This window comes from Pseudomonas sp. JBR1, from assembly GCF_028198185.1.
GTDB classification, from domain to species: domain Bacteria; phylum Pseudomonadota; class Gammaproteobacteria; order Pseudomonadales; family Pseudomonadaceae; genus Chryseomonas; species Chryseomonas oryzihabitans_E.
Window position 1 is genome coordinate 3,878,984 of record NZ_CP116340.1, and the last position, 16,188, is coordinate 3,895,171.

Consider the following 16,188-nt stretch of genomic DNA (forward strand, 5'->3'; position numbering starts at 1 on the left):
TGGACCTGGCGACGCGTCATGGCAAGGCTATGGCGTGGCAACGCAGCTCGGACTGAAAAAGCGCTGCCGAACCTGTGTAGGTCCCGTCTGAAACACCAACCTAGTGTAGCGAGCCGGGTACGGCCAGGCGGAAAGTGGGAATGGCGGCCTCGAAGCTGTGGCCGTCACTGGCGACCATCTGGTAGCTGCCCCTCATGCTGCCCACCTGGGTCGGCATCAGGGTGCCGCTGGAATAGCTATGGGTCTCGCCTGGCGCGATCAGCGGTTGTTCACCGACCACACCGGGCCCGCGGACTTCCTGCGCCTCGCCATTGCCATCGGTGATGATCCAGTGACGGCTGAGCAGCTGCGCCGGCAGCTGACCGTCGTTGCGGATGCTCACGTCGTAGGCGAAGGCGTAGCGCTCCTGGCTGGCGCTGGACTGTTCAGGCAGGTAGCGGGTGGTGACCTGCACGGTGATGAGGTAGCGCGGATCGGGCTCGGTCACGAAAAGGATCTCTGCAGAGGCGGGATGAAAGGGCGTCAGTTAGACGCCAGCTGATTGGCCAGACGCACATAGGCTGCCAGGTCCAGCTGCTCGGGACGCAGTCCCGGATCGACGTCGGCGGCTTCGATGGCGGCGCTGTCCAGGGTGCCCTTGAGGGTGTTCCTGAGTGTCTTGCGCCGCTGGCCGAAGGCTTCGCGGACGACGCGTTCGAGCAGGGCTGGATCGCGGGCCACATGGGGTCTTTCGGTATGGGGCACCAGGCGGACGATGGCCGAGTCCACCTTTGGCGGTGGATTGAAGGCGCCTGGACCGACGTTGAACAGGTGCTCCACGCGGCAGTGGTACTGCACCATGATCGACAACCGGCCCCAGTCGCCATTGCCAGGCACCGCGGCCAGGCGTTCCACCACTTCCTTTTGCAACATGAAATGCATGTCGGCGATGATGTCGGCGAAGCTGAGCAGGTGGAAGATAAGCGGCGTGGAGATGTTGTAGGGCAGATTGCCCACGACCCTTAGCCGATCGCCTGCGGCGATGCTGGAGAGATCGTACTTCATGGCGTCGCCCTGGTGCAGGGTGAACAGCGGGTTGAGACCGAACTTGAGCTTGAGCAGCGGGATCAGGTCCTGGTCCAGTTCGATGACGTCGAGCTGGGCTCCGCTGGTCAGCAGGCCCTCGGTCAGGGCACCCTGGCCCGGGCCGATCTCCAGCAGCCGCTCGCCGGGCCGCCCATGGATGGCGCGCAGGATGCGATGGATCACCCCGGCGTCGTGCAGGAAATTCTGGCCGAACCTCTTGCGGGCGCGGTGTTGGTAGAGCTCGGTCATCTGGTGCTCCGGCGCAGGCGCAGGGCCTGCGATTTCAGGACGGCAAAGACCCACCAGTTTAGCAGACCCTTGGCCACCTCCGGAGCGCTCGGAGCCTCTTCATAACCTGCTGCGCGTCGGCCAGGCGGTGTTGAAAAGCCTCTGGGGGATCAGCCCCGCCTAGGTGGCCCTGCCGCAATACCCTTTACCACGCATGAACTCGCATGCGCGTCCGCTCCGCTTCCTTGAGTCTTTCCGCGGGTGCGGCCTCGGCCTTTCGGCTTTGGCTCGCGACGCCATGAACAGGCGCTTAGGTCACCGAACGGCGATGGCCCGCCATGGCGTAGGCGGTGTCGAGAGCGACCTTCAGGCTGCCGGTATCGATCCGTCCGCTGCCGGCCAGGTCCAGGGCGGTACCGTGATCGACCGAGGTGCGAATGATCGGCAGGCCCAGGGTCACATTGACCGCGGCGCCGAAACCCTTGTGCTTGAGTACTGGCAGGCCCTGGTCGTGATACATGGCCAGGACCGCATCGCAGTGATCGAGGTGCTTGGGGGTGAAGAGGGTATCGGCAGGCAGCGGCCCGACGAGGTCGAGGCCCTCGGCGCGCAGGCTGTCCAGTGCCGGCTCGATGATCTCGATCTCTTCGCGGCCCAGGTGACCGCCTTCGCCGGCATGGGGGTTGAGGCCGCAGACCAGGATGCGGGGTTGGGCGACGCCGAAATAGCGTTGCAGGTCGTCGTGCAGGATGCGGGTGACCTGGAGCAGCGTCTGGCGATCGATGGCATCGGCCACCTCGCGTAGCGGCAGGTGGGTGGTGACCAGGGCGACCCTCAGTCCGGCGGTCGCCAGCAGCATCACCACCTGAGGGGTCTTGGTCAGCTCGGCGAGGAATTCGGTATGGCCGGAAAAGGCCACGCCGCCGTCGTTGATCACGCCCTTGTGCACCGGTGCGGTGATCATGCCGGCGAAGGTGCCGTCCAGGCAGCCCTGGCCGGCGCGGGTCAGGGTCTGCAGCACATAACGGGCGTTGGCGGTATCGAGCTGGCCCGTGACGACAGGCGCACCCAGCGGGGTATCCCAGACATAGAGGGTACCCGCCGGTGCTGGCGTTTCCGGCCAAGCCGCCGGCGCCACCTCGAGCAGGTCGATGGAGAGTTCCAGTTCGACGGCGCGTGCGGTCAGCAGGGCGCGGCTGGCAATGGCGATCAGGGGGTAGGGCTGAGCCTCCCGGGCCAGCAGCAGGCAGAGGTCGGGACCGATACCGGCGGGTTCACCGGGGGTGAGGGCGAAGCGCAGGGCCATGCACAGCTCCGGAAACAGAAAGGCCGCAGGGGGTACCTGCGGCCTCGGGGTTACTGCTTGATCTCGACGTAGGCTTCGTCGCGGATCTGGCGCAACCAGGTCTGCAGCTCCTGGTCGTACTTGCGACTGCGCAGGAGATTCAAGGCCTGCTGTTCGCGCGCCTGCTGGGTGTTGTCGGTGGCCCGACGCCCGAGGACTTCCAGGATGTGCCAGCCGAACGGCGTGTGGAAGGGTTGCGACAGCTGGTTGACCGGAGCGCTGTTCATGACCTCGCGGAATTCCGGTACCAGGGATTCCGGGTTGATCCAGCCCAGGTCGCCGCCATTGAGCGCCGAGCCCGGATCTTCCGAGAAGCTCTTGGCCAGGGTGGCGAAGCTTTCGCCGTTCTGGATGCGCTCGCGCAGGCGTGCGGCCAGTCGCTGGGTCTCGGCATCGCTGCGCACGGCATTGGGCTTGAGCAGGATGTGGCGCACATGCACCTCATCGACGATGCTCGCCTCGCCACCGCGCTTCTCTTCCACCTTGAGGATCACGAAGCCACCGGGGACCCGCACGGGCTGGGTGATGCCGCCGACACCGACGCTACCGATCAGGCGATCGAAGGGCGGGGGCAGCTGAGCGGCCTTGCGCCAGCCGATCTCGCCGCCGTCGAGGGCGTTGTCGCCGGCCGAGCGGGCGATGGCCAGCTGGTTGAAGTCGGCGCCCTGGCGTAGCTGGTTGTAGGTGTCCTGGGCTTGGCGTGCGGCGGCATCGAGACCGGCAGTGCCGGCGTTGTCGGCTGCCGGGATCAGGATATTGGCCAGGCGATACTCTTCGGACAGCTGCAGCTTGCCGAGGTCGGACGCGAGGAAGTTCTGCACTTCCTGCTGGGTAACCTGTACTCGCTGGCCGACCTGGCGCTGGCGTACCCGACTGATCATCATCTCGCGACGGACCTGCTCGCGGGCGGCGTCGTAGGAGAGACCGTCGCGAGCCAGGGCCTGGCGGAATTCAGCCACACTCAGGCCATTGCGCTGGGCGATGGTGGCCACGGCCTGGTTGAGCTCCTCGTCGGAGATCTTCACGCCCATGCGTCCGGCCAGCTGCATCTGGATGTCTTCCAGGATCAGGCGTTCCAGCACCTGCTGACGCAGCTCGCTTTCCGGCGGCGCCGCGGCGCCGCGGCGGGTGATGTTCTGCTTGACCTCGTTGAGTCGCTGATCGAGCTGGCTCTGCATGACCACGTCGTTGTCGACGATGGCCACGACCTTGTCCAGCGGTACCACGGCAGCCTGAGCCAGAGGGGTGAGGGCGAGCGCCGCGCCCAGGGCGAGCGGGCGCAGGGCGTTACATAGCTTGGTCTTCACGTTCACGATAGCCTTGAATGCCTCTGTCCAGGAAGCCTTCGGTCTTGCCGCCGAAGACGTTGCCGAGTCCCTTGAGCACGATCTGCAGGAAGATCCCGCGATCGGCTTCGGAGCTCTGGGCGGTGTAGAAGACGTCGTCTTCGCTCTTGAGCCAGTAGCGGCTGATCAGGCGCAGCTTCCAGCAGCAGTTGTCGTACTCGAAGCCACCAAAGGCTTCCAGGGTACGGCTCTTGTTGTAGTCGAACTGCCAACGGGCAATGGCGGACCACTGGGGCACGATCGGCCAGATGAAGGAGATGTCGTGCTGGTCGACCTTGTAGTCTTCGCTGTTGTAGGTGAAGCGGCCAAGGGTGGGATCAAACACCCGGACATTGTCACGATAGCGATAGCCGACGTTGAGGATCTTGCCCGGCTCGGCTTCCGGCTGATAGTGGAACATCACGCTGCCGGAGTCGGTCTGGTGCAGGGCCGGATCCCAGTTGAATTCGCCGTTCACACGCCAGTCGCGGTTGAAGCGATACATGCCGGCCAGGGCATAGGGCGAGCGGGAGGTGGTGGCCTGGGGATTGTCGATGTTCTGCCCGAGGCTGCGGGCGTAGGCCAGGTCGTCCTTGGTCAGGCCGGGCAGCTGCACGTCACGATCGCGGAAGTAGAACAGCTGGCCAAAGCTTACATTGGCCCGTTCGAAGCCATTGGGCTCGATGAAGCGGCTGGTTGCACCCAGAGCCAGCTGGTTGGCATCGCCGATACGGTCGCGACCGGTGAAGCGGTTGTCGCGCCACAGCGAGCTGTAGCTGAAGGTGTATTCACCGGTATCGAATACCGGCAGGTCGTCCTGGTCGCGGTTGGGTACATAGAGGTACTTGGCGCGGGGTTCGAAGGTCTGCTTGCCACCTTCGCCGAACAGATTCGAGGTACGGTCGAAGTACAGGCCGCCATCGAGGCTGAAGATGGGGACCGAACGGGTGGGGCTGTCGTTGAAACTGGTCACGCTGGAGCCGGCTGAGGCGCGGCGGCCACCGCCAACCAGCGGCGAGTTCAAATCACTCTGACCGGTGCTGTCCAGATCCAGGTCATAGCGGGTGTAGGCATAGCGCAACGAGGGCGTCAGGAAGCCCCAAGAGGCGGTCATTGGCCGCGCGATGCCTGGCTCGACATGGTAGCGATTGCCTTCGGCACGGGTCAGGCCGAAGAGGTTGACGTCGGGGCGGTTGCGCACGTTGGTGCGGTTGCCGTTGTCATCCAGGTCGAAGTAGGTATTGTCGTCGAAGCTGCGGGTGAAGCGCACCGCCTCGGTGTCGTAGGTGAAGTCCAGGCCGCCCGGGTTGTAGGGCAGGGCACCGCTCAGGGTCAACTGCGGCAGGCGGTTGTAGGGTGTCACGTCGGAGACGGTGGCCAGCTGGTAGGCCTGGGCATTGAGGCCGGCGACGAAGGTATCGCCACGGTAGGTCAGGCGACCCTGCTGGTTGACGTAGGTCGGCTTGTTGATGCCGAGGTCAGTTTCCAGGTCCTGGAAGTAGTAAGGATCGCTGATGCGGGTGTAGTCCACCTCGGCCATCAAACGCGCATCCAGTCCGCTGCGATTCTTCCAGCCGTACAGCCAGCGGCTGTCGGTGGCTTCCGGTTCGCCCTCATGCTCCGGGTCGGTGTCCTTGAGGTAGGAGCCGTACACCTGGCCTTCGCTGCTGTGGGTCAGGTAGCGGAACTCACCCTCGGTCTGCAGGCCGTGCTTGGCCATGTAGCGCGGATAGAGGGTGGCATCGTAGTTGGGCGCCAGGTTGAAGTAGTAGGGCGTGGTGATCGCGAAGCCGGTGTCGCTGGACGTACTGATCGAGGGCGCCAGGAAACCGGACTGCCGACGGTCGTCGATCGGGAAATAGATGAACGGCGTGTAGAGGACCGGAATGTCCTTCACCCGCAGGGTGGCATTGGTCGCATAGCCCAGGCCGGTGGCCGGATTCAGGGTGACGGTATTGCCCTTGACCTGCCAGGCGTTGCTGCCCGGTTCGCAGGTGGTGTAGGTGCCATCCTTGAGGCGGATGATGGCGTCGTCGCCGCGCTTGGCGTAGAGCGCGCTGCCGCGGGCCCGGCTCTGGTGCATGACGAATTCGGCGTTGTCGACCTGGACCTGGCCGTTGTCCAGCTGCATGTCGGCCTTGTCGCCGACCATCAGCAGGCCGTTGTCGCGGAATTTGACGTTGCCCTTGAGCTCGCCGCGATTCTCCAGCTGGTGCAGGTTGGCCTCCTGGGACTCCACCTGCATGCCGCCCTGGCGCAAGACCACGTCACCGGCGAGGGTGGCGACCTGCTGCTCCTGCTCGTAGCGCGAGGTCTTGGCGGAGACGTAGGTCGGAGCCTTGGCAGTCGGGGTGTCGTCGTACATGCCCGGACGCTGCGGCTCGACATAGGCGCCGCTGCAGTAGGGACCGGTCTCGGCCAATTGGGCCGGGGTCAGCTGGTCGCGCGGGACCCAGTCCAGGTGGCTGTAGTCGGCGCTGCGGGACTTGAGGGCGCGACCCTTGCTCTCGGTCACCAGGACGGCATCGTCGCCCTTGCGCGCAGCGGGCTGCGCCGCGACGCCCTGGGTCTCACCCTGGCTGGGGCGGGGCGGAATGGCCGCCGTTGGCGCCTGGGTGTTGCACGACCAGCCACCGCCGGCCCCGGCGCTGCAGCTGAACTGCTCGGCGGGCGCGGCGATGAGGGCGGTGACCGGCTGCATGGCGAGCAGGCTGCCGGTTACCAAGAGGGGAAATTTTCTGCGAAACGCGGGGGTTTTCACGGCCATCCTTAAAGTCGTCCTGCACGCCGGCCATTAAGGGGCCGCGGCCTCTCGATGGGCTCAAAAAGATAGCGGATAATAAAACATGACCTGCGCATCGGCTAGGGCCGGGGGATCCGCTGCAAATGACTGAAGATGTTCGCTTGAACCAGATAGAAGACTGGCTGACTACCGTTTTACCGGAAATTTTCCGGGCGCAGGCCTGGGGCGAGGTGCCCGTGGGCACCCTGACCGCGGCCAGCAGCGATGCCAGCTTTCGCCGTTATTTCCGCTGGGCGGGCGAAGGGCGCAGCCTGATCGTGATGGATGCGCCGCCGCCGCAGGAGGACTGCCGTCCGTTCGTCCAGGTGGCGGGCCTGCTGGACGCCGCCGGGGTCCATGTACCGCGCATCCTGGCCCAGGATCTGGAACGGGGGTTCCTGCTGCTGAGCGACCTCGGCCAGCTTACCTACCTGGAGGTGATCAACGCGACGAATGCCGACGAGTATTTCCAGGCGGCCATCGACGCGCTCCTGGCTTTCCAGCGCAAGCAGCCGACGAACGGCAGCCTGCCGCTCTACGATGAGGCTCTGCTTGCCCGCGAGCTGGGACTGTTTCCGGAGTGGTATGTCGGCCGTGAACTGGACCTGACCTTGAGTGCCTCTCAACTCGAACGCTGGCAGGCCGTCTGCCGGCTGCTGATCGACAGTGCCCTGGCGCAGCCCCAGGTGCTGGTCCATCGGGACTTCATGCCGCGCAACCTGATGCTCAGCACGCCCAATCCGGGCGTACTGGACTTCCAGGACGCCGTCATGGGGCCGGTCACCTATGACATCACCAGTCTGTTCAAGGACGCCTTCCTGAGCTGGCCGGAGCCGTTGGTCCAGCGCTGGCTGCTGGGTTATTGGGAGCAGGCACGGGCTGCCGGGATACCGGTGCAGGCCGACTTCGCCGACTTCCAGCGGGCCTCGGACCTGATGGGGGTACAGCGCCATCTCAAGGTGATGGGTATCTTCGCCCGCATCTGGCACCGCGACGGCAAGCCACGCTACGTCGCCGACACGCCCCGCTTTCTGGCCTATATCCGCACCGTGGTGGCTCGCCGGCCCGAGCTCGCCGACCTGGGCGCCCTGCTGGACGAGTTGCACGCCGAGCGAGCCCATCCATGAAGGCCATGATCCTGGCGGCGGGCAAGGGCGAACGGATGCGTCCGCTGACGCTGACGCGCCCCAAGCCGCTGATCGAAGTGAACGGTCGCCCGCTCATCGAGCACCATATCCAGGCGCTGGCCGCCGCCGGTATCAACGACTTGGTGATCAACCACGCCTGGCTGGGCGACCAGTTGGAAGCCGTCCTGGGCGACGGCAGTCGCTTGGGTGTCTCCATTCGCTTTTCCGCCGAAGGTGAGCCGCTGGAGACCGGGGGCGGTATCTTTCGGGCGCTGCCATTGCTGGGTAGTGAACCCTTCATGCTGATCAATGGCGACATCCGCACCGATGTCGATTTCGCGGTCCTGGCACTGCCCGCCGGCTGCCTGGCGCACCTGGTGCTGGTCGACAATCCCGTTCATCACCCCAGCGGCGATTTCGGCTTGGTGGATGGGCAGATCACCCTGGAGGCCTCGGAAAAGCTCACCTACAGCGGCATCGCCGTGCTGCACCCGCAGCTCTTCTCCGACTGCACGGCAGGAGCCTTCAAGCTGGTCGATGTGCTGCGACCGGCTATTGTCGCCGGGCAGGTCTCGGGCCAGCGGTTGGCGGGACGCTGGGTGGACGTAGGCACTCTGGAACGCCTGGCCGAGGCGGAGCAGCTGTTCGGGATGGCTTCTTGAAGCTCTGGTTCTGGCCGCTGACGCTGCTGGGTTTCCTGGCCGGTTGGGCGGTGGCCAGTATTCCTGGCGCCCTGCTGGTGGCGTTGCTTGCCCATGCCGGCGAGCGCCAGCTGGGGCTGACCTCCCTGGCGGGCTGGAAGGCGCGCTGGCAGGGACGCCCTGGCCGCTTCGAGCACCAGGCGCAATTCCAGATGCTCGGGCGCCTGGCCAAGCGTGGTGGCCGGGTACTTACCGCCCATATCCGCCAGGCCGAAGGCGAGATCGAACGGCTGGGGCTGGGGGCGGACGACCGCAAGAAAGCCATCGCCGCCTTCGAGCAGGGCAAGGGTGGCACCCTGCCGTCAGCGGCAGACCTGCAACGACTCAGCGAGCGCAGTGAGCTGATTCTGCGGGCCTGCTGGCGCATGGTCTGGATCAGCGGCAGCGTACGTCCCGGTGATCGCGATGAAATCCTGGGCTGGGGGCAGGCGATGGGCCTGGCCGAAGCCCAGGTACTGGCCCTGCAGCCGCCCGTGCAGGCGGCGCCGCGGCAGCCCAGCAACGAAGAAAAATACCGCAAGGCCCTGCAATTGCTCGGCGTCACCGACGATGCCGACGCGGCCACGGTCAAGCAGGCCTATCGCCGGTTGCTCTCGCGTCACCATCCCGACAAGAAGGCCGGTGCCGGAGCGGGCCAGTCGGCGGTCTATGCCGCTGCCCAGCGTACCGCCGAGTTGCACGCTGCCTACCAGGTGATCAAGAAGCGGCGGGGCTTTCGCTAGGGGCCGACGGCAGGCGTTCCAGCCAGGCGCGCAGGCGGCGAACGGTCTGCTCCTGCTCCGCCGCCCGGTCGCCCGGGATGACCGGCAATTCGATCTGCCGATAGCCCTTGTTGGCCTTTTGCGCCGCGCGCTCCTTGCGCTGCTGCGCCGGCTGGCCGGGGGCGTGCACCAGATCGGCGATCTGCAGGTCGGTCTTGCCCATGGTGGCGTCCAGTCGCGGCGGCATACCCTGCGGCGCGCGGGCATCGATGAGTACCAGTTGCTTGACCTCGGCTGGCTCCTTTTCCGCCAGGTAGCGCGCCGCCCAGTAGGCGCCGGTCCCGTGACCGGCCAGCACAATGGGATTGGCGCCCTGTTGCAGCGCCAGATCGATACCGGCGGCGATGCGCGCCAGCACCCGGGCGGTCTGGGCGTTGGCCGCGGCTTCGGGGTCGGCGGGCGTGACCGCTGCCTGAGCGGGCTCGCCACTGCCCGCCTCGGCCTGCGTTGGAGCGGCCGGCGCCGTGCCACTGCCGCCGGTGACCGGCGGTGCCTTCTGTTCGCTGTTGGCCTGGGCGTCGGTGTCCACGGGAGCCGTGTCCCGTTCGATCGCCACCACGGGGTCATAGGGATCGGGCAGGCTGAGGCTGATGGTCTGCCACCCGTAGGTGGGCAGCTCCTGACGCACCGGGGCTATCACATTGGGCCAGTCGGCCGATTCGCCATCGCCCGGCACCAGCACCACCGTCCCGGCGGTCTTGGCGCGGGCGCTGGGTAGCAGCAGGGCAAGAAAGGACTCGTCGCCGGCCTGCAGGGTCTTCTGCTGCTCGGCGGGCAGCTGCCGCATGAGTGCCTGTTGCTGCTCCTGGCTGCGCGTCAACGCTGGCGCCAGACTTTCGGTCGGTGCCTGGGGCGCCGGCGTGGGCGCCTCTTCGGCCAGGACCGGTGTGGTCAAGCCGAGCAGCAGGAGGAGGCAGAGCGGCAGAGGGGCAGGCAACGACATCGGGCGGAATCCTCAAAGGAGACGGTTGACCCTGACGAGCCTACCGCCGTTCGCCTCGTCGGGGCAGCGGGAACGCCTTAGCGCCATACGGATCTCCGTTACAATGCCGCCACTTAACCTTCGCCGAGGCTATCCCATGCAACCCTTCGCCATCGCTCCCTCGATCCTGTCCGCCGATTTCGCCCGCCTGGGCGAGGAAGTCGACAAGGTCCTCGCCGCCGGTGCCGACATGGTCCATTTCGACGTGATGGACAATCACTATGTGCCCAACCTCACCATCGGCCCCATGGTCTGCAAGGCGTTGCGCAACTACGGGGTGACCGCGCCCATCGACGTGCACCTGATGGTCAAGCCGGTGGATCGCATCATCGGCGACTTCATCGAGGCCGGCGCCACCGACATCACCTTCCATCCCGAGGCCTCCGAGCACATCGACCGCTCGCTGCAGCTGATCAGGGATGGCGGCTGCCGGGCCGGCCTGGTATTCAATCCGGCCACTTCGCTGGACGTGCTCAAGTACGTGATGGACAAGGTCGACATGGTGCTGCTGATGAGCGTCAACCCCGGCTTCGGTGGCCAGAAATTCATTCCTGGCACTCTGGACAAGCTGCGCGAGGCGCGTGCCCTGATCGACGCCTCGGGCCGGCCGATCCGCCTGGAAATCGATGGCGGCGTCAACGTCAAGAACATCGGCGAGATCGCCCGCGCGGGCGCCGACACCTTCGTTGCCGGCTCGGCCATCTTCGGCCAGGCGGACTACGCCGCGGTGATCCAGGCGATGCGCGCCGAGCTGGCCAAGGCCCAGTCGGTATGAGCGCCCTGGTGCAGCTCGGCGGTGGGCATCCGCCCGCGCTGGTGATGTTCGACCTCGACGGCACGCTGCTGGATTCCGCGCCCGATCTGGCCACGGCGGTGGACGCCATGCTCGAACGCCTGGACCGTGCGCCGGCGGGGCTGGACAAGGTGCGCCTGTGGATCGGCAATGGCGCCCGGGTGCTGGTGCGCCGCGCCCTGGCCGATGGCATGGAGCACGGCGCCGTGGACGATGCCGCTGCCGATAGCGCCCTAGCACTGTTCATGGAGCTCTATGGCGGCAGTCATGCCCTGACCCGCGTCTATCCGGGTGTGCTGGACAGTCTGGCGCTGCTGCGCACCCTGGGCGTGCGCCTGGCGGTGATCACCAACAAGCCGGAGCGCTTCGTCGCGCCGCTGCTGGCGGACATGGGCCTGGGCGATTTCGACTGGATCGTCGGTGGCGATACCCTGCCACAGCAGAAACCCGATCCGGCCGGCCTGCTGTGGGTGATGGAGCGGGCGGGGGTGGCCGCCGACCGCGCCCTGTTCATCGGCGACTCGCGCAACGATATCCGTGCCGCCCGCGCCGCCGGGGTACGCTGCGTGGCCCTGAGCTACGGCTACAACCACGGCGAGCCCATTGCCAACGAGGCGCCGGATCTGGTCGTCGACGATCTGCGCGAGCTGTTCATCTAGCACGCCGACATGGCCGGCCGGTTGCCATGCCGGGCCGGCTAGGCTAACGTGGCCCTTCAATCCCCGCCCCAAGAGCAAGAGATCGCATCGTGGTGGTCACCCGCACAGGCTCCTCGCGAGCATGGATGAAGGTCATCAAGGCCCTGGCCCGTTGGCGCTGGCGCGCCTGACTTTGTCCTGGCCGGTATCAGACCGGCGCGCTGTGCACTTGACCTTTCGTTTTCCTCGCCACGAGGCTGATCATGACCCGCGACGACTTCCTGCGCCTGGCCGCTCAAGGCTATAACCGCATTCCCCTGGCCTTCGAAACCCTGGCCGACTTCGACACCCCGCTGTCTCTCTATCTCAAGCTGGCCGATGCACCCAACTCCTATCTGTTGGAATCGGTGCAGGGTGGCGAGAAGTGGGGGCGCTATTCCATTATCGGCCTGCCCTGCCGCACGTTGCTGCGCGCTCGTGGCTACGAGGTCACCGTGCACGAGGGCGAGCAACAGCTCGAAGCCTGCACCGTCGAGGATCCGCTGGCCTTCGTCGAGGCCTTCAAGGCCCGCTATCGCGTGCCGGTTGTGCCCAACCTACCCAAGTTCGATGGCGGTCTGGTGGGTTACTTCGGTTATGACTGCGTGCGTTATGTCGAAAAGCGCCTGGGCGCCAGTCCCAATCCCGATCCGCTAGGCACCCCGGACATCCTGTTGATGGTGTCGGACGAGGTGGTGGTCTTTGACAACCTCGCCGGCAAGCTGCACTGCATCGTGCTGGTGGATCCCAGCCAGCCGGAGGCCTATGAGCAGGGCCAGGCCCGGCTGGCCGCGCTGCGTGAGCGTATCCGCCAGCCGATCACCCCGCGGCTGGGGCTGGATTTCGCCGCAGTAGGTGCCGGCAGCGAGCCCGAGTTTCGCTCCAGCTACAGCCGGGCTGACTACGAGAACGCCGTTGAGCGGATCAAGGCTTACATCCTGGCCGGCGACTGCATGCAGGTCGTGCCCTCGCAGCGCATGACCATCGACTTCCAGGCGGCGCCCATCGACCTCTACCGGGCGCTGCGCTGCTTCAATCCCACGCCCTACATGTATTTCTTCAACTTTGGTGATTTCCACGTGGTCGGCAGTTCGCCCGAGGTGCTGGTGCGGGTAGAGGACGGCGAGATCACCGTGCGCCCCATCGCCGGTACCCGCCCGCGCGGGGCCACCGAGGAGGCCGACCTGGCACTGGAGCGCGATCTGCTGGCCGATGCCAAGGAGCTGGCCGAGCACCTGATGCTGATCGACCTGGGCCGCAACGACGTGGGCCGGGTATCCGCCACCGGCAGCGTGAGCCTCACCGAGAAGATGGTCATCGAGCGCTATTCCAACGTGATGCACATCGTCAGCAACGTCACCGGCCGGCTCAAGCCCGAGCTGAGCGCCATGGACGCCCTGCGCGCCATCCTGCCGGCCGGAACCCTGTCCGGAGCACCAAAGATCCGCGCCATGGAGATCATCGACGAACTGGAGCCGGTCAAGCGTGGCATCTATGGCGGCGCCGTGGGCTATCTGGCCTGGAACGGCAACATGGACACCGCCATCGCCATCCGCACCGCGGTGATCAAGGACGGCGAGCTGCACGTGCAGGCGGGCGGTGGCATCGTCGCCGACTCCCAGCCGGCGGCAGAGTGGGAAGAGACCCTCAACAAGCGTCGCGCCATGTTCCGCGCCGTCACCCTTGCCGAACAGTCCGTCTGAGGAGCCTGCCATGTTGCTGATGCTGGATAACTACGATTCCTTCACCTACAACCTGGTGCAGTACCTGGGCGAGCTGGGTGCCGAGGTCAAGGTGGTACGCAACGACGAGGTGCCGGTCGAGGCGATCGAGGAACTGGCCCCGGAGCGCATCGTCGTCTCCCCTGGCCCCTGCACGCCCAACGAGGCGGGTATCTCCCTGGCTACCCTGGAGCGCTTCGCCGGCAAGCTGCCGGTGCTGGGCGTCTGCCTGGGTCATCAGAGCCTGGGTCAGGCCTTTGGCGGTGAAGTCGTGCGGGCGCGCGAGCCGATGCACGGCAAGACCAGCCCGGTCTATCACAATGGCGAAGGCGTCTTCGCCGGCCTGCCCAATCCCTTCACCGTGACCCGCTACCACTCGCTGGTGGTCAAGCGCGAGACCCTGCCCGAGTGCCTGGAAATCACCGCCTGGACCCAGCATCCGGACGGCAGCATGGACGAGATCATGGGGCTGCGGCACCGCGAATTCATGATCGAAGGGGTGCAGTTCCACCCCGAGTCCATCCTCACGGAGCATGGCCACGATCTGCTGGCCAACTTTCTCCAGCAGCAGGGAGGGCGTCGTTAGATGGACATCAAGCAAGCCCTGGATCGCATCAGCGGGCAACTCGACCTCAACGTGGCGGAGATGCAGGCGGTGATGCGCCAGATCATGACCGGTGGCGCCGACGAGGCGCAGATCGGTGCCTTCCTCATGGGCATGCGCATCAAGAGCGAGACCATCGACGAGATCTGCGGCGCGGTCAGCGTGATGCGCGAACTGGTCACCCCGGTGGCGCTGCCGAGCCTCGACCATGTGGTCGACGTGGTAGGCACCGGCGGCGACGGCGCCAATATCTTCAACGTCTCCTCGGCCTCGGTGTTCGTGGTGGCGGCGGCAGGCGGCAAGGTGGCCAAGCACGGTAATCGTGCGGTCTCCGGCAAGAGCGGCAGCGCCGATCTGCTGGAGGCGGCCGGCATCTACCTGGAGCTGACGCCTGCGCAGATCGCCCGCTGCGTCGAGCAGGTGGGCGTCGGCTTCATGTTCGCCCAGTCGCACCACAGTGCCATGCGCCATGCCGCCGGCCCGCGCCGTTCGCTGGGGCTGCGCACCCTGTTCAACATGCTTGGCCCGCTGACCAATCCGGCCGGTGTCCGTCACCAGGTGGTCGGAGTGTTCAGCGCCGCGCTGTGCCGGCCCCTGGCCGAGGTGCTGCAGCGCCTGGGCAGTCAGCATGTGCTGGTGGTGCATTCCCGCGATGGCCTGGACGAATTCAGCCTGGCCGCCGCGACCCAGGTGGCCGAGCTCAAGGACGGCAGCATCAGCGAGTACCAGGTGCTGCCGGAGGACCTGGGCATCAAGAGCCAGACCCTGGTCGGCCTGACCGTGGACAGCCCCGCGGCCTCCCTGGCGCTGATCCGCGATGCCCTCGGTCGGCGCAAGACCGAAGCCGGGCAAAAGGCCGCCGACATGATCGTGCTCAACGCCGGCGCGGCGCTCTATGCCGCGGATCTCGCCCATAGTCTGCATGAAGGGGTACTCTTGGCTCACGACGCGCTCTACAGCGGCCTGGCCCGGGAAAAGCTGGATGAGCTCGCCCATTTCACATCCGTCTATCGAGAGGAGGGTCGCCTGTGAGTGTGCCAACCGTGTTGCAGAAGATCCTGGCCCGCAAGGCCGAGGAAATCGCCCAGCTCAAGGCCCGTACCAGCCTGGCCGAACTCGAGGCCCTGGCCCGGGCCGCCGATGCGCCACGCGGTTTCGCCCGCGCCCTGCAGACCCAGGTGGCACGCAAGGAAGCGGCGGTCATCGCCGAGGTGAAGAAGGCGTCGCCAAGCAAGGGTGTGATCCGTGAACACTTCGTGCCAGCCGAGATCGCCCGCAGCTACGCCCTGGGTGGGGCTACCTGCCTGAGCGTGCTCACCGACGTCGATTTCTTCCAGGGCGGCAACGCCTACCTGCAGGAGGCCCGCGGCGCCTGCGAACTGCCGGTGATCCGCAAGGACTTCCTCATCGATCCCTTTCAGGTAGTGGAAGCCCGGGCCATCGGTGCCGACTGCATCCTCCTGATCGTCGCCGCGCTGGACGATGGCCTGATGGGCGAATTGGCCGCCACCGCCAAGGCTGTCGGCCTGGACGTGCTGGTCGAGGTCCACGACGGTGCCGAGCTGGAGCGTGCGCTCAAGGTGCTGGACACCCCGCTGGTGGGCATCAACAACCGCAACCTGCATACCTTCGAAGTCAGTCTCGAGACCACGCTGGAGCTGCTGCCGCGCATTCCTCAGGATCGCCTGGTGATCACCGAAAGCGGCATTCTCAATCGCGCCGATGTGGAGCTGATGGAGGTCAACGAGGTGCGTTCCTTCCTGGTGGGCGAAGCCTTCATGCGCGCCGACGAGCCAGGGCAGGAGCTGCAGCGGCTGTTCTTCCCTGACCGGCGCTTCCCGCTCATGGATGCCTGACTGTTCAGGCGCCTGAACGAGGCCTCGGTGGCGAACACCGAGGCCTTTTTTTATGCCGCAAGGTGACCCAAGTCGACTCGCGCCTACCTCAAACGGCGGGAACGACCTCCGTGTACCCGCTGCCGACGAGGGGCTTTGTTTCCTGACGGCTAAACCCGGTTAATGACCTTCGACCCGCTGAACCGTGGCGAGTCGAGGAGTCGGTCGGCCATCGCGAGGTG

At 66.1% G+C, this 16,188-nt stretch carries 15 protein-coding genes; 9 read left to right on the forward strand and 6 right to left on the reverse strand.

Annotated features, from left to right (window positions below):
* Window positions 1-100: 100 nt before the first annotated feature.
* The 5 genes from apaG to PJ259_RS18020 form a co-directional block, all read right to left on the reverse strand.
* Window positions 101-487 carry a Co2+/Mg2+ efflux protein ApaG gene (gene apaG, locus PJ259_RS18000; RefSeq protein ID WP_059313309.1) on the reverse strand — a complete coding sequence of 129 codons (387 nt, stop codon included), beginning with the start codon at window positions 485-487 and terminating at the stop codon, window positions 101-103.
* A 35-nt stretch (window positions 488-522) separates the two neighbouring features.
* Window positions 523-1,314 (reverse strand): 16S rRNA (adenine(1518)-N(6)/adenine(1519)-N(6))-dimethyltransferase RsmA, encoded by a 792-nt coding sequence (gene rsmA / locus PJ259_RS18005; RefSeq protein ID WP_271653706.1) that lies wholly within the window; start codon window positions 1,312-1,314, stop codon window positions 523-525.
* A gap of 289 nt (window positions 1,315-1,603) precedes the next feature.
* Entirely contained in the window at window positions 1,604-2,599 is a 996-nt protein-coding gene (gene pdxA, locus PJ259_RS18010) for a 4-hydroxythreonine-4-phosphate dehydrogenase PdxA (protein WP_271653707.1), read from the reverse strand.
* Between the two features lie 50 nt (window positions 2,600-2,649).
* Window positions 2,650-3,945, reverse strand: coding sequence for a peptidylprolyl isomerase (locus PJ259_RS18015; protein ID WP_059313312.1), 1,296 nt, complete (start codon window positions 3,943-3,945; stop codon window positions 2,650-2,652).
* Entirely contained in the window at window positions 3,926-6,730 is a 2,805-nt protein-coding gene (locus PJ259_RS18020; RefSeq protein ID WP_271653708.1) for an LPS-assembly protein LptD, read from the reverse strand. The genes PJ259_RS18015 and PJ259_RS18020 overlap by 20 nt, the downstream gene beginning before the upstream one ends.
* Before the next feature lie 119 nt (window positions 6,731-6,849).
* On the opposite strand from PJ259_RS18020, the gene PJ259_RS18025 reads away from it, so the two are divergent.
* Genes PJ259_RS18025 through PJ259_RS18035 form a run of 3 tightly spaced genes read left to right on the forward strand, consistent with a single transcriptional unit; the run spans window position 6,850 to window position 9,295 of the window.
* A complete protein-coding gene (locus tag PJ259_RS18025) occupies window positions 6,850-7,872 on the forward strand; it encodes an aminoglycoside phosphotransferase family protein (protein ID WP_271653709.1) in 1,023 nt (340 codons plus the stop codon).
* On the forward strand, window positions 7,869-8,534 hold the full coding sequence (gene murU, locus PJ259_RS18030; RefSeq protein WP_271653710.1) for an N-acetylmuramate alpha-1-phosphate uridylyltransferase MurU: 666 nt from the start codon (window positions 7,869-7,871) through the stop codon (window positions 8,532-8,534). The genes PJ259_RS18025 and murU overlap by 4 nt, the downstream gene beginning before the upstream one ends.
* Window positions 8,531-9,295, forward strand: a complete 765-nt coding sequence (locus tag PJ259_RS18035) for a DnaJ domain-containing protein (protein WP_017640360.1) — start codon at window positions 8,531-8,533, stop codon at window positions 9,293-9,295. Before murU ends, PJ259_RS18035 begins: the two co-directional genes overlap by 4 nt.
* Here the strand turns inward: PJ259_RS18035 and PJ259_RS18040 are convergent.
* Window positions 9,270-10,277, reverse strand: a complete 1,008-nt coding sequence (locus PJ259_RS18040; protein WP_271653711.1) for a DUF3530 family protein — start codon at window positions 10,275-10,277, stop codon at window positions 9,270-9,272. The two genes, PJ259_RS18035 and PJ259_RS18040, sit on opposite strands and share 26 nt — an antisense overlap.
* A gap of 136 nt (window positions 10,278-10,413) precedes the next feature.
* Between PJ259_RS18040 and rpe the strand changes: the two genes are divergently transcribed.
* The 6 genes from rpe to trpC all read left to right on the forward strand — a co-directional run bounded on the left by rpe (window position 10,414) and on the right by trpC (window position 15,967).
* Window positions 10,414-11,091, forward strand: coding sequence for a ribulose-phosphate 3-epimerase (gene rpe / locus PJ259_RS18045; protein ID WP_271653712.1), 678 nt, complete (start codon window positions 10,414-10,416; stop codon window positions 11,089-11,091).
* On the forward strand, window positions 11,088-11,768 hold the full coding sequence (locus PJ259_RS18050) for a phosphoglycolate phosphatase (RefSeq protein WP_271653713.1): 681 nt from the start codon (window positions 11,088-11,090) through the stop codon (window positions 11,766-11,768). The genes rpe and PJ259_RS18050 overlap by 4 nt, the downstream gene beginning before the upstream one ends.
* Window positions 11,769-12,010: 242 nt before the next feature.
* Window positions 12,011-13,489: an anthranilate synthase component I gene (trpE, locus tag PJ259_RS18055; protein ID WP_271653714.1), complete on the forward strand. Its 1,479-nt coding sequence runs from the start codon at window positions 12,011-12,013 to the stop codon at window positions 13,487-13,489.
* Window positions 13,490-13,499: 10 nt separating this feature from the next.
* On the forward strand, window positions 13,500-14,093 hold the full coding sequence (locus tag PJ259_RS18060; RefSeq protein ID WP_059313319.1) for an anthranilate synthase component II: 594 nt from the start codon (window positions 13,500-13,502) through the stop codon (window positions 14,091-14,093).
* On the forward strand, window positions 14,094-15,143 hold the full coding sequence (gene trpD, locus PJ259_RS18065) for an anthranilate phosphoribosyltransferase (protein WP_059313320.1): 1,050 nt from the start codon (window positions 14,094-14,096) through the stop codon (window positions 15,141-15,143). It abuts the gene before it with no gap.
* Window positions 15,140-15,967 (forward strand): indole-3-glycerol phosphate synthase TrpC, encoded by an 828-nt coding sequence (gene trpC, locus PJ259_RS18070; RefSeq protein ID WP_271653715.1) that lies wholly within the window; start codon window positions 15,140-15,142, stop codon window positions 15,965-15,967. Before trpD ends, trpC begins: the two co-directional genes overlap by 4 nt.
* The last annotated feature ends 221 nt before the right edge of the window (window positions 15,968-16,188 follow it).

Coding starts and splice junctions, on each gene's coding strand:
- rsmA (WP_271653706.1), bottom strand. CDS start 1,314: ATGACCGAGCTCTACCAACACCGCGCCCGCAAGAGGTTCGGCCAGAAT.
- pdxA (WP_271653707.1), bottom strand. CDS start 2,599: ATGGCCCTGCGCTTCGCCCTCACCCCCGGTGAACCCGCCGGTATCGGT.
- PJ259_RS18020 (WP_271653708.1), bottom strand. CDS start 6,730: ATGGCCGTGAAAACCCCCGCGTTTCGCAGAAAATTTCCCCTCTTGGTA.
- PJ259_RS18025 (WP_271653709.1), top strand. CDS start 6,850: ATGACTGAAGATGTTCGCTTGAACCAGATAGAAGACTGGCTGACTACC.
- murU (WP_271653710.1), top strand. CDS start 7,869: ATGAAGGCCATGATCCTGGCGGCGGGCAAGGGCGAACGGATGCGTCCG.
- PJ259_RS18040 (WP_271653711.1), bottom strand. CDS start 10,277: ATGTCGTTGCCTGCCCCTCTGCCGCTCTGCCTCCTCCTGCTGCTCGGC.
- rpe (WP_271653712.1), top strand. CDS start 10,414: ATGCAACCCTTCGCCATCGCTCCCTCGATCCTGTCCGCCGATTTCGCC.
- PJ259_RS18050 (WP_271653713.1), top strand. CDS start 11,088: ATGAGCGCCCTGGTGCAGCTCGGCGGTGGGCATCCGCCCGCGCTGGTG.
- trpE (WP_271653714.1), top strand. CDS start 12,011: ATGACCCGCGACGACTTCCTGCGCCTGGCCGCTCAAGGCTATAACCGC.
- PJ259_RS18060 (WP_059313319.1), top strand. CDS start 13,500: ATGTTGCTGATGCTGGATAACTACGATTCCTTCACCTACAACCTGGTG.
- trpD (WP_059313320.1), top strand. CDS start 14,094: ATGGACATCAAGCAAGCCCTGGATCGCATCAGCGGGCAACTCGACCTC.